This is a genomic window from Streptomyces sp. NPDC104106 (assembly GCF_055584345.1).
The window spans coordinates 835529-848592 of the sequence record NZ_JBVJMF010000001.1 but is presented as its reverse complement, the minus strand read 5'-3'; the positions used below and the strand labels follow the sequence as shown (position 1 = coordinate 848592).

Sequence of the window (13064 nt, the reverse complement as noted above, 5' to 3'; positions counted from 1 at the left end):
GTCGAAGGCGGATCATCCCGAGGATGGTCCGCCTTCGGCGTGTTGAGGGCGTGACGCACCAGCGCACAAGGCACGAGGCATGGGAAAGGGGCGGGTCACCCACGCCAGGGTGGCCCGCCCCTTCCGTGCGCTCAGCGGCCCAGTGCCCGCCGGCCCCGGCCCTGCGAGAGGACCGGCAGGTTGCGCGAGGGCGCCTGTCCGCGCGTGTCCTCCTCGATGCGCAGGGCCAGCGCCGGGCAGCGGCGCACCGCTCGCAGTGCCTTGGCCTCCGCGTAGCGCGGCACGTTGGCCTGGGCGACGGTCGGGAAGCCGTCGGCGCCGAGCTCGAACACCTCGGGCAGGATGTCGGCGCACAGCCCGTGCCCCCGGCACAGCGTCCAGTCGACGTGGATCTTCTGACGGCTGGCGCCGGTCTCCGCGGGCTCTCCGCCGCCCGGGATGCCCGTGGGGGCCCTGCCCCCCTCGAAGAGCGGCAGAACGCCCTCCACGGGCCGCCCGCAGCCGTTGCCGAGCACGTGGGCGGCCAGATCGTCGGTGAACGCCTTGATGGTCGACTCCAGGAACATCGCCGAGCCGTCCGGGTGCGAACACGCGCCCCGGCGCTTGACGTTCTTCGCGACCTGCTTGAGCGCCTCCAGGGCGGCCGGCCCGCCGCCGTTGAGGATGTCCTCCATGCCGCGCGCGGCGGCGGGCAGTCCGAGGTAGCAGGGGCCGCACTGGCCGGCGCTCTCCTCGGCCAGCCACTGCGCCACCCGCAGCGACTCGCCCAGCGGACAGGTCTCCTGGCTGATCGGCAGGATCGCGCCCGCGCCCAGTGAACCGCCCACCGCGTCCAGCGAGTTGCGCGAGACGATCGCCTCGTTGACGGTCGCCGCGTCGATCCACTTGCCGTGGTAGCCACCGGTCAGCACGCCTTGCGGCACCGGCGGGGCGCCCGCCAGCTGCAGCACGTAGCGCAGCGGCACACCCGTGGGGACCTCGATCACCATGGGACGGGCCACCGCGCCGGACACGGTGAGCATGACGGTGCCCGGCTCGTCGTACAGGCCGGTGTTGCCGTAGCGCTCCGGGCCGATGCGGGCGGCGATCGCGAGCTGCGCGAACGTCTCGGCGTTCGACAGCAGCGTGGGTGCGCCGCCGACGCCGGTCTGCGAGGCGCTGATCTTGCGGCCGGGCGGGATCGCCGGGCCGCCGTCGATCGAGCGGACCAGCGAGGCGGCGGCCCCGGTGACCATGCGCACGGGGTTGCGCTGCACCCACGCGCGCAGCGCCGATCTACGGCTGTTGCTCAGCCCCCGCTCGGCGAGCGCGGCCTCCATGGAGCGCTGCGTGGACTCGCGTGTGACACCGATCACGAGCGTGCGCGCGCCGAGCGCCTCGGCGCACAGGAGCGCGCCGTCGAGGATCAGGTGCGGGGCGCGGTTGATCAGCACGGTGTCCTTGCGGCAGGCCGGCTCGTCCTCGCTGCCGTTGACCACGACGACCGGCCGGACCCCGCGCTTGATCGCCGACTCGGCGACCGAGCGCAGCTTCTTGTGGAAGGGGAAGCCCGCGCCGCCGCGGCCCTTGAGGTTGATGTTCTCGGCGAGCTGCGCGAGCTGTTCGCCGCCCAGGGGGTCGAGCGGCCCGTGCACCTTCAGGTGCATGGGCAGGTCGAGTCGTTCCACAAGGTCGAAGCCCGACGTGAGCTGCGGAAGGCCGACGACTCGGACCTCGGGGACGTCGGGCAGGGCCTCGTTCACTTAAAGCCTCCGGACGGGGTGTTCCAGGATTCGCCCGAACCGGGTGCGTCGAAGGACGCGCCGGGCAGCGTTTCGGTCGCGGGACCGTCGTTGTACGTGTCACTTGCGTTGTACGTGGCATACCGGCCATTTGTCTCACCGGTGTCGTACATCTCACTTCCGCCGCCGTACCCGGACGTGCCCGCGCCGCCGTAGACCGGGATGGTGTGTCCGGTGTCCTGGAGCGGGTCGTACACGGACGGCGGGGCCTCGCCGACCGGCGGCGGGGACGGGACGGGCCAGCTGCCCGAGGTGCTGGAGGGGCCGTCCACGCGCGGGAAGGCCTCCGTGGCGCGCAGGTCGAGCGGCAGGTCCATGCGGGCGGTCTGGCCGGCCGCGAAGGGCTGCTGGGCGCCGCCGCGCGGGGACACCGCGCGGTAGGCCGCCGCGAAGCCGGACGCGGGCTGTGCCGCGGGGGCGGCGGGGGACTGGTACAGCGGCGCGCCGGGGGAGCCCGCCGCCTCGGGCTCGAGCCGGCGCTCGAAGCCCGCGAGCCCCGGCTCGGCCGCCCGGGAGCGGCTCGCGTCCAGCTCGTCGAGGTCCGGCCGCTCGGAGCTGCCGAACAGCGCCACCAGGCGGTCGGCGATCCTGCGCTTGACCGGGCGCGGGGCGGAGCGCAGGGCGAGGGCGGCCATCACGCCCAGCAGGGACAGGCCGTAGGAGATGACGAAGAACGGCTTGGCCGCGCGGCCCGCGTACAGGCCGTGGATCAGCGCCGCGCACCAGGCCGGGTAGGCCAGCATGTGCATCGCGCGCCAGCGGGCGGCGACCGGGGCCGGGGTGGCGAAATTGCTGCGCAGCGCGCCGGTGACCCCCACGAAGATCATCAAAAGCGCTGCCGTCGAACCCAGTCCGATCAGGCCGCCGATTCCGGTGAAGCCGAGCGAGAACGGAATGATCGCCGCGATCACCTGGGTATGGCCGAGCGCGATCTTCGTGATGATGTGCAGCAGGAGGAACGCGATCGAGGCGATTCCCAGCGTGCGGTGCACCGCCTGGCCGACGATCCGCTGCCGGATGTTGAGGAAGATCCGGTCCTGGGCGAACAGGCCCCAGATCACCGAGCAGCTGAGCGAGACCAGGGACAGCACGCCCGCGCCGAAGTTCAGGAAGTCGCGGACCGGGCCGCCTCCGACCAGCACGACCACGGGTATCAGCAGCAGGGCGACGGCCGTCGCCACCCCATAGGCCGAGCGGCCCGGTTTGGGGAGTGAGCTGGTACTACGACGAGGGTTCATGGGGGCAACTCCGAGCAGTTTCGGGAAAGCGGTCCCGCTGCCGAACTCTAAGTGGCGCCATACCGATCGGTACGGGGTTTCGGTTATTGCGTTGTTATCAACGGGCAATATGACAGTGGCGATGTCCCGTACAGGACAGTACGCGATGAATTTCTTGACCTTGGTTCAGTTCCGGTGGGTGGGCTTCCTGGCATGTCCACAAGGGATACGGAAGCGGGCCGCCGCTTGCTCAAGGCCGTCGCGGCCGGCTCGGGGCCTGCGGTACCCTAGCGCCATGCGTGCCGTACGCCTTCTGCTTAGCGGGCCGCGCTGATCAGTACCGACCCCGGTCGCCACCGTGAGGTCGGCATCGGCGCGGCGTCCCCTCCTGTGTGAGGGGATTTTTCGTTTCTTTGAATGTCACAGCCGCAGGCAGAGACGATCGATGGAGCTTTGAGGATCATGAGCGAGACGAACCCCGCTGCCGCCACCGAGGTGGCCGCGCCGCACCGCTACACGGCCGCCATGGCAGCCGAGATCGAGGCACGCTGGCAGGACTTCTGGGACGCCGACTGCACCTACGCGGCACCGAACCCCACCGGTGACCTGGCGGGCGACGCCGAGCTGGTCGCCAAGCCCAAGAAGTTCATCATGGACATGTTCCCGTATCCCTCCGGTGCGGGCCTGCACGTCGGCCACCCGCTGGGGTACATCGCGACGGACGTCTACGCCCGGTTCCAGCGCATGACCGGCCACAACGTCCTGCACACCCTGGGCTTCGACGCCTTCGGCCTGCCCGCCGAGCAGTACGCCGTGCAGACCGGTACGCACCCGCGCGTGTCCACCGAGGCCAACATCGAGAACATGAAGTCCCAGCTGCGCCGGCTGGGCCTGGGCCACGACAAGCGCCGGTCGTTCGCCACGATCGACCCGGACTACTACAAGTGGACCCAGTGGATCTTCCTGCAGATCTTCAACTCCTGGTACGACGCGGAGGCGAGGAAGGCCCGCCCGATCGCCGAGCTGATCGCGCAGTTCGAGTCCGGTGAGCGCGCGATCGCGGGCACCACGCGCGCGTGGGGCGAGCTGAGCGCCGCCGAGCGCGCCGACGTCCTGAGCGAGTACCGCCTGGCCTACGCCTCCGACGCGCCCGTGAACTGGTGTCCGGGCCTGGGCACCGTGCTGGCCAACGAGGAGGTCACCGCCGACGGCCGCTCCGAGCGCGGCAACTTCCCGGTCTTCAAGGCCAAGCTGCGCCAGTGGAACATGCGCATCACCGCCTACGCCGACCGGCTGCTGGAGGACCTGGAGGAGCTGGACTGGCCCGAGGCCATCAAGCTGCAGCAGCGCAACTGGATCGGCCGCAGCGAGGGCGCCCGCGTCGACTTCCCGATCGACGGCGAGCGCATCACGGTCTTCACCACCCGTCCCGACACCCTGTTCGGCGCCACCTACATGGTGCTGGCGCCCGAGCACCCGCTGGTCGAGAAGTTCACCCCCGAGACCTGGCCCGAGGGCACGCACGACGCGTGGACAGGCGGCCACACCACCCCGGAGCAGGCCGTCGCCGCCTACCGCGCGCAGGCCGCCTCGAAGTCCGACGTCGAGCGGCAGGCCGAGGCCAAGGACAAGACCGGCGTCTTCATCGGTGCCTACGCGACCAACCCGGTCAACGGCGAGCGGATCCCGGTCTTCATCGCCGACTACGTCCTGATGGGCTACGGCACCGGCGCGATCATGGCCGTCCCCGCGCACGACACACGCGACTTCGCCTTCGCGCGCGCCTTCGAGCTGCCGATCCGCTGTGTGGTCGAGCCGACCGACGGCCGCGGCACGGACACCGCGACCTGGGACGACGCCTTCTCCTCCTACGACGCGAAGATCGTCAACTCCGCGACCGACGAGGTCTGCCTGGACGGCCTGGGCGTCACCGAGGCCAAGGCCCGCATCACCGCCTGGCTGACGGCGCGGGGCATCGGCGAGGGCACCGTCAACTTCCGCCTGCGCGACTGGCTGTTCAGCCGCCAGCGCTACTGGGGCGAGCCCTTCCCGATCGTCTACGACGAGGACGGCGTCGCCCACCCGCTGCCCGAGTCGATGCTGCCGCTGGAGCTGCCCGAGGTCGAGGACTACAGCCCGCGCACCTTCGACCCGGACGACGCGGACACCCAGCCCGAGACGCCGCTGTCGCGCAACGAGGAGTGGGTGAACGTCACCCTGGACCTGGGCGACGGGCCGAAGAAGTACCGCCGTGAGACCAACACCATGCCCAACTGGGCCGGCTCCTGCTGGTACGAGTTCCGCTACCTGGACCCGCACAACGACCAGAAGCTGGTCGACCCCGAGATCGAGCGGTACTGGATGGGCCCGCGCGAGGGCCGGCCGCACGGCGGTGTCGACCTGTACGTCGGCGGCGCCGAGCACGCCGTGCTGCACCTGCTGTACGCGCGCTTCTGGTCCAAGGTCCTGTACGACCTGGGGCACGTCTCCTCCGCGGAGCCGTTCCACAAGCTGTTCAACCAGGGCATGATCCAGGCCTACGTCTACCGCGACAGCCGTGGCATCGCGGTGCCGGCCGCCGAGGTGGAGGAGCGCGACGGCGCTTACTACTACCAGGGCGAGAAGGTCACCCGGCTGCTGGGCAAGATGGGCAAGTCCCTGAAGAACGCGGTGACCCCGGACGAGATCGCCGCCGAGTACGGCGCCGACACGCTGCGCCTGTACGAGATGGCCATGGGCCCGCTGGACGTCTCCCGGCCGTGGGACACGCGCGCGGTGGTCGGTCAGTTCCGGCTGCTGCAGCGGCTGTGGCGCAACATCGTCGACGAGGCCACCGGCGAGGTCACCGTCACCGGCGCCGAGCCGGACGAGGAGACCCTGCGCGCCCTGCACAAGGCCATCGACGGTGTCGGCCAGGACCTGGAGGGCCTGCGCTTCAACACCGCGATCGCCAAGGTCACCGAGCTGAACAACCACCTGACCAAGGCGGGTACCGCGGTGCCGCGTTCGGTCGCCGAGCCGCTGGTGCTGATGGTGGCCCCGCTGGCCCCGCACATCGCCGAGGAGCTGTGGCGCAAGCTGGGTCACACCGACTCCGTCGTCCACCAGGACTTCCCCGTCGCCGACCCGGCCTACGTCGTCGACGAGACCGTGACCTGCGTCGTGCAGATCAAGGGCAAGGTCAAGGCGCGCCTGGAGGTGCCGCCGGCCATCTCCGAGGAGGAGCTGGAGAAGGCCGCGCTGGGCGACGAGGCCGTCGTCCGGGCGCTGGGCGACGCCGCCGTCCGCAAGGTGATCGTGCGCGCGCCGAAGCTGGTGAACATCGTCACGGGCTGACGAGCGCGGGCCCGCCTCGGTGGGCATCGGGGCGTCCCCTACGGGCAGACTCGGGGCAGGTTCGGGGTTCTTCCGGAACTCCGGGCCTGCCCGCGGCGTTTACCGTGGAAAGTGCCGCGGTGAGCGCCGCGCCGATCGGAGGAGGAGCGTCGTGGAAGCAGTGATCGCCGTGGTCTCCCTGCTCTTCCTGCTGTTCATCGTCCTGGGCGCGTACGCCACGGTGAAAGCGGTCGGTGCCGCCAAGCGCGGTGTGGACCGACGGGTCGAGCAGGCCCGGCGCACGGTCGAGGACCACACCCTGCGCGCGAAATCCTTCGTCCAGGTCGGCCCCACCGCAGAGATCGCCCAGCTGAGGCTCACGCTGCGCACGTCGATGCGCGCCACCCAGGACGCCCTGCGCGCGGGCGCCGCCGAGGACGAGTCCCTGAAGGAGTCCCTCGGCCTCTTCGAGCGGCTCAGCGCCCACGGCCACCAACTGGACGCCGACCTCAGGCGCCTGGAGGGCGAGCCGGACCGGGCCGAGGTCCGCGAGCGGCTGGCCGAACTGCGCAGCCGTACCGAGCGCATCGCCCAGTCCGCCGACTCGCTGCGCTGGGCTGTGCGCGACCGGGCCCGCCGCTTCACCGACGACGACCTCGGCGCGCTCAGCGACCAGATCGACCTGGAGGCGGACGCCCTGCGCCACTGGACCCCGGCGGCCGGGACCTCCCCGCGGTCCCCGCAGGGGCCCGACGCCTCCGCGCCCGAGGACCGCGCCGCCCGGCACACCCAGTTCCGGGCCACCGGCTCCCGCTCCGCCGAGGACAGGGAGCAGCAGGCGATCACCCCGCCGTCGCCCCGCCCCGCCTACCCCTGGCAGAAGAAGCCCCGCCCCGAGAGCACCGCCTGAGCGGAGCGCCCCGTTCCCGCGCGCAGGGGCCGGGCTGCCGCGCGAGCGCTACGGCAGGTAACCTCCAGCTCATGTCCCGCCATGTCGCGATCGTCACCGATTCAACGGCCTACCTGCCGCCCCGGACGATGGAGCGCCACGGTGTCACCGCGGTACCCCTGACCGTGGTCCTCGGCGACGAGGCGCTGGAGGAGGGCACCGAGATCTCGACCCGCTCGCTGGCCCAGGCACTGCAGAAGCGCCGTCCCGTCACGACGTCCCGTCCGAGCCCCGAGGTGTTCGCGGAGACGTACCGCCGGGTCGCCGAGTCCGGCGCGCGCGGCATCGTCTCACTGCACCTGTCCGCCGAACTGTCCGGCACCTACGACGCGGCGGTCCTCGCGGCGCGGGAGGCACCGGTGCCGGTGCGGGTGGTGGACACCGGGATGGTCGCCATGGCCCTCGGTTTCTGCGCGCTCGCCGCCGCCGAGACCGCCGAGGCCGGCGGCACGGTGGACGAGGCCGTCACCGCCGCCGAGAAGCGCGCCGCGGGCACGTCCGCCTACTTCTACGTCGACACCCTCGACTATCTGCGCCGCGGCGGCCGCATCGGGGCCGCCCAAGCCCTCCTCGGCTCCGCGCTCGCCGTCAAACCCCTGCTCCAGCTGGACGGCGGCCGGATCGAGCTGCTGGAGAAGGTCCGTACGGCGTCCAAGGCCATCGCGCGTCTGGAGGAGTTGACCGCCGAGCGGGCGGGCGACGCCGAGGTCGACATCGCCGTCCACCACCTCGCGGCCCCCGAGCGTGCCGCCGTCCTCGCCGACCGGCTCCGCACCCGCGTGCCGGGCCTGGCCGACCTGCATGTCAGCGAGGTCGGGGCGGTGATCGGGGCGCACACCGGGCCGGGGCTCCTGGGAGCGGTGGTCTCGGCCCGCTGACCGTCGTGCGCGCGGAGCGCGCTTCACTCGTGTGGGTGGCGAAGTTTTCCACAACCGGGCGGTAATGCCCGGGAATTGACCAAGATCATCGCGAAGCGGCGGGATGCCCCATCCTCGTCGCATGGCACTTCGATCACGCACACGTATCACCTCCGCGAGCAGCGGGCCAGGCCGTGGGCCCGCCTCGGACGGGCGGGTTCGGCATCGCCGCGGCATGGAGCACCCCCAGGCCCGCAGCCGCCCGCCGGCCCCGGCCGAGGAACTGCGCCGGCGGGCGGAACTCCTCTTCGGGGAACGGGCCGTCCGGCGACGGGAGCTGGACAACGGGCCGCCGCGGGAGGACGGGCGTGCGGCGACCGCGACGGCGACTGCGGCGAACATGGCGGCGACTGCGGCGACCGACGATCCTGAACCGGCGGAATACGGGCGTGCGTCGGTGCCGCCAGTGTTTCCCGAGCCCACCGGGCCCGGCGTGCGGAAGCGGACCGGGCTGGCGTTGCGGGAGCGGATGCCGGTGTGGTTGCAGGCACGGTGCGGCGTGGACCGGCGGGGAGTCGTCGCGCTCACCGTGGTGCTCGTGGCCGCCGCCGTGTTCGCCGTACAGCACTTCTGGGCCGGGCGTACCGAGTCCCTGAACGCCCCCCAAGTGGTGCGTGCGGAGGCCCCGTACGCGAAGAAGGGGGAGGGCGCGAAGAGGGGAGAGGGAGCGAAGGCCGGGGCGGGCCCCGGTGGGAGCGCGCCCGCCTCGGGGGCGCCGGGCGGGGAGATCGTCGTGGACGTCAGCGGCAAGGTCCGGGAGCCGGGGATCCGGCGGCTGCCGGCCGGTTCCCGGGTGGCCGACGCGCTGCGGGCCGCGGGCGGTGTCCGTCCGGGCGTGAGCACCGAAGGCCTCAACCGGGCCCGCTTCCTGGTCGACGGCGAACAGGTCGTCGTCGGCGCCCCGACGGGAGCGATGCCACCGCCCGGACCGGGAGGGGGCCCGGCCTCCGGAGCGTCGGGCGCGGGCGCCGGGGCCCCGGTCTCCCTCAACACGGCCACGGTGGACCAGCTCGACGCCCTGCCCGGCGTCGGCCCGGTGCTCGCCCGGCACATCGTCGAGTACCGCACCCAGCACGGCGGTTTCCGCTCCGTCGACGAACTGCGCGAGGTCAGCGGCATCGGCGACCGCCGCTTCAGCGACCTGCGCGAGCTGGTACGGCCATGAGCCGCGCGTCCGACACGGGACCGCCCGGCGGCGCCGCGGGTGAGGTCGGCAGGCCCCCGCGTGAGGCACACAGGGCCGCGAGCCGGATTCGGCAGGCAGCGGCTGGGGCGCACAGGGCTGGAGGCGCGGCGCGGGAGCCTTCAGGGGCGGGGCCGGGGAGCGTGCGGGGTGACGGGGCGGGGCCGCTGGATCTACGGCTTGTTCCGCCGGCCCTCGCGGCCTGGGCCACGGCGGCCCTCACGCTGGACGCTCCGGCGGGCTGGACGGCCGCGTTGGCGGTGGTCTGCCTGGTCGGCGGGACCGTGCTGCTGTTCGTGCGCGCTGCCGCGGGGAGTGCGGGGGCCGGGGGCGCGGGCAGAGCAGGCCGCTCCCGGGAGCCGGGGCGCGGCACGGGGGCCCTCGGGCGGTTCGCCTGGGCCCGGGCCTCGGTCGCCGCCGTGCTGCTCTGTGTCGCCGCGGCCGCCGTCTCCGCCGGGCTGCACGGAGCGGACGTGCGGCGCGGGCCGGTGCCCGAACTGGCCCGGCGGTTCAGCACCGTGACCGCCGAGATCGAGCTGACGGGCGACCCCTGGCTCAGCCGTCCCAAGGTGCGCGGCGATCACGCGGCGCCCTCGTCGGTGCTGGCACGCGCACAGGTGCGGAGCGTGGAGGAGCACGACGGGACGCGGCTGCGGACCAGGAGCCCCGTGCTGCTGGTCGTCGACGCGGACGTCCCGGCACCGGACGGGAGCGCCGGCACCGGTTCCGCAGAGCAGAGCGGGGCGACGCAGGACGGGGCGTCCAGGGCGGCGTCGGCCACCGCCCGGCGGGCGCGGGCCGCCTGGCTCGGGCTGTTGCCGTCCACACGGCTGCGGGTGAGCGGGCGGCTGGCGCCCGCGCTGAGCGGGGGTGACCGGACCGCGGCCGTGATGCGGGTGCGGGGGCGGCCGGGGCCGCGGATCCTTGCGGGACCCAGCGGTCCGCAGCGGCTGGCGGGGCGGCTCCGGGCCGGGTTGCGGGAGGCGACGGACGGACTGCCGGGGGACGCGCGGGCACTGCTGCCGGGGCTGGTCGTCGGGGACACCGCGCGGATCACCTCCGAGCTGGACGACGCGTTCAAGGAGACGGACCTGGCGCACACGCTCGCCGTGTCCGGCAGTAACCTGACCGTGTTGCTCGCGCTGCTGATCGGGCCGCCCGCCCTGGCCCAGCGGGCCGAGCGCCGTGGCCTGGCCCCGCGCCTGGGGCTCTCGCTGCGGGCGACCGCTCTAGGGGCCGGGGGGCTCACGCTGGGGTTCGTGATCGTGTGCCGGCCGGAGCCCAGCGTGCTGCGGGCCGCCGCCTGTGGCGCGGTCGCGCTGCTCGCCCTGGCCACCGGGCGCCGCAGATCCCTGGTCCCGGCGCTGGCCACGGCGGTCCTGTTGCTGGTGCTCTACGACCCGTGGCTGGCCCGGAGCTACGGCTTTGTCCTCTCCGTGCTGGCCACCGGCGCGCTGCTCGTGCTGGCGCCGGGCTGGAGCGAGGGGCTGCGCCGGCGCGGGGTGCCACCGAGGCTCGCCGAGGCGCTGGCGGCGGCCGGGGCGGCGCAGGCGGTGTGCGCGCCGGTCGTGGCGGTGCTGTCGGCCCGGGTGAGTCTGGTCGCGGTGCCATGCAACCTGCTGGCGGAGGCTGCGGTGGCACCGGCGACGGTGCTGGGGTTCGCGGCGCTGGTGGCGGCGCCCGTGGTGATGCCGGTGGCCAAGGCGCTCGCCTGGTGCGCGAGTTGGCCCGCCGACTGGATCGCCGGGGTCGCCCGGACCGGGGCGGCGCTGCCGGGAGCGGGTGTGGACTGGCCGGGCAGCTGGCCGGGGGCGCTGCTGCTCGCCGGGGTCACCGTGGCCGTCGTCCTGGCCGGGCGGCGCCTGACACGGCACCCGTGGTGGTGCGGGCTGCTCGGGCTGCTGCTCCTGCTGGCCGTGGTGCGGCCGGCGCCGCTGACCCGGGTTCTCACGGGCTGGCCACCACCGGACTGGAGGTTCGCGATGTGCGACGTCGGGCAGGGCGACGCGACGGTGCTGGCGGCGGGGGACGGTGCCGGGGTCGTGGTGGACGCCGGACCGGATCCGGCACCGGTCGACCGCTGCCTGCGCCGGCTGGGCATCACCCGCGTCCCGCTGCTCGTCCTGACCCACTTCCACGCCGACCACGTGGCGGGTCTGACCGGTGTGCTGCGGGGCAGGTCGGTGGCCGCGATCGAGACGACGGGATACGAGGAACCGCCCGAACAGGCCGAGTTCGTCAGGAGGGAGGCGGCACGGCGGCACATCCCGGTCGTCCGGGCCGTGGCCGGGGAGGAGCGGCGCGCCGGCCCGCTCACCTGGCGGGTGCTGTGGCCCCCGCCGGACGCGGGTGACCCCGCGCGGCCGGGGGCGATGCCGGTGCCGGAGCTGGACGGTCCGAACGACGCCAGCGTGGCGATGCTGGTCCGCTCGGGCGGACTGCGGCTGCTGCTGCTCGGTGACCTCGAACCCCCGGCCCAGCGAGCCCTGTTGCGCTCACCCCGCGCGGCGGAGCTGGCCGGGGTGGACGTGCTGAAGGTGGCCCACCACGGCTCGGCGTACCAGGACCCGGAGCTGATACGGCTCGCGGCTCCCCGGGTGGCCCTGATCTCGGCGGGCGCCGACAACCCCTATGGGCACCCGGCGCCTACGACCCTGGCCGCGCTGCGGGCGGGCGGCGCGCTGGTGCTGCACACCGACCGGGACGGCGCCCTCGCGGTCGGCGGGACGGGAGGAGCGGGCGGCAGGATACGCGTGGCGGGAGACTGAGCGCATGAACTCACGCCAGGCCGGCGCCTACCTCCACCGGATCGGGGCCGCACGCCCGCTGCGGCCCACCGGCGAGGCGCTGCGCGCACTGCATCTGTGCCATCTGCGGACCGTCCCCTTCGAGAACCTGTCCGTCCACCTCGGCGAGGAGATCGTGCTGGAGGAGGAGCGGCTGCTGGACAAGGTGGTCGGGGCGCGCCGGGGCGGCTTCTGCTACGAACTGAACGGCGCGTTCGGCGCGCTGCTCGCCGCGCTCGGCTACGGGGTGGAACTGCTCGCGGCGCGGGTCCACGGCGACGAGGGCCGGCTCGGCATCCCGTACGACCATCTCGCCCTGCGGGTGCGGACGGTGGAGGGGGACACCTGGCTGGCCGACGTGGGGTTCGGGGCGAACAGCCACTACCCGCTCAGGTACGCCGAGCGCGGGGAGCAGGCCGACCCTGGCGGAGTGTTCCGGATCGTGGCGGCCGGGCCGGACGCGGCAGGAGCGCGCGGCGACGGCGCTGCGGGGGCCGGGGAGGCGGACCTGGACGTCGTACGGGACGGAACGCCGCAGTACCGGCTGGAGACCCGGCCCCGGATGCTCGGGGACTTCAGGGCCGGCGCCTGGTGGCACAGCACCTCGCCGCTCTCGCACTTCACCGGGTCGCTGGTCTGCTCACGGATCGCCGACGACGGCGGGAGGATCACGCTCAGCGGGCGCGCGCTGACCACGACGGCCGTGGACGGGACGCGCGGGACACGGGAGTTGGAGACGGACGAGGAGGTGCTGGCGGCGTACCGGGAGCGGTTCGGGATCGAGCTGAGCCGTGTTCCGACGGTGCGAAACCGGAACCTCACCTCGTAATTCGGATCAGTTCCGGCGCATACGCTGGATTCCCGTGATGTGGGCCCGTGGTGCCTGGAACGCCGCATCAGTGATCGAATGAACCTT

8 protein-coding genes are annotated in these 13064 nt (G+C 73.4%); 6 read left to right on the top strand and 2 right to left on the bottom strand.

Features of this window, described 5'->3' with window-relative positions:
- Nucleotides 1-131 precede the first annotated feature (131 nt).
- Nucleotides 132-1742, bottom strand: coding sequence for an NADH-ubiquinone oxidoreductase-F iron-sulfur binding region domain-containing protein (locus ACZ60X_RS03935; RefSeq protein WP_469592915.1), 1611 nt, complete (start codon nucleotides 1740-1742; stop codon nucleotides 132-134).
- Nucleotides 1739-3019, bottom strand: coding sequence for a cytochrome b/b6 domain-containing protein (locus ACZ60X_RS03930; protein ID WP_469592913.1), 1281 nt, complete (start codon nucleotides 3017-3019; stop codon nucleotides 1739-1741). The genes ACZ60X_RS03935 and ACZ60X_RS03930 overlap by 4 nt, the downstream gene beginning before the upstream one ends.
- A gap of 441 nt (nucleotides 3020-3460) precedes the next feature.
- Here ACZ60X_RS03930 and leuS point away from each other — a divergent pair, with 441 nt between their 5' ends.
- The 6 genes from leuS (at nucleotide 3461) to ACZ60X_RS03900 (ending at nucleotide 12977) form a co-directional block, all read left to right on the top strand.
- Nucleotides 3461-6334: a leucine--tRNA ligase gene (leuS, locus tag ACZ60X_RS03925; protein ID WP_469592911.1), complete on the top strand. Its 2874-nt coding sequence runs from the start codon at nucleotides 3461-3463 to the stop codon at nucleotides 6332-6334.
- A 151-nt stretch (nucleotides 6335-6485) separates the two neighbouring features.
- Nucleotides 6486-7223, top strand: a complete 738-nt coding sequence (locus tag ACZ60X_RS03920) for a hypothetical protein (protein ID WP_469592909.1) — start codon at nucleotides 6486-6488, stop codon at nucleotides 7221-7223.
- A gap of 71 nt (nucleotides 7224-7294) precedes the next feature.
- Nucleotides 7295-8140 carry a DegV family protein gene (locus ACZ60X_RS03915; protein ID WP_469592907.1) on the top strand — a complete coding sequence of 282 codons (846 nt, stop codon included), beginning with the start codon at nucleotides 7295-7297 and terminating at the stop codon, nucleotides 8138-8140.
- Nucleotides 8141-8261: 121 nt separating this feature from the next.
- Nucleotides 8262-9344, top strand: a complete 1083-nt coding sequence (locus tag ACZ60X_RS03910; protein WP_469592904.1) for a ComEA family DNA-binding protein — start codon at nucleotides 8262-8264, stop codon at nucleotides 9342-9344.
- Nucleotides 9341-12130, top strand: coding sequence for a ComEC/Rec2 family competence protein (locus ACZ60X_RS03905; RefSeq protein ID WP_469592902.1), 2790 nt, complete (start codon nucleotides 9341-9343; stop codon nucleotides 12128-12130). Before ACZ60X_RS03910 ends, ACZ60X_RS03905 begins: the two co-directional genes overlap by 4 nt.
- A gap of 4 nt (nucleotides 12131-12134) precedes the next feature.
- The gene (locus tag ACZ60X_RS03900) at nucleotides 12135-12977 is read left to right on the top strand and encodes an arylamine N-acetyltransferase family protein (protein ID WP_469592900.1); all 843 of its coding nucleotides are present in this window, start codon (nucleotides 12135-12137) and stop codon (nucleotides 12975-12977) included.
- Nucleotides 12978-13064: the final 87 nt, after the last annotated feature.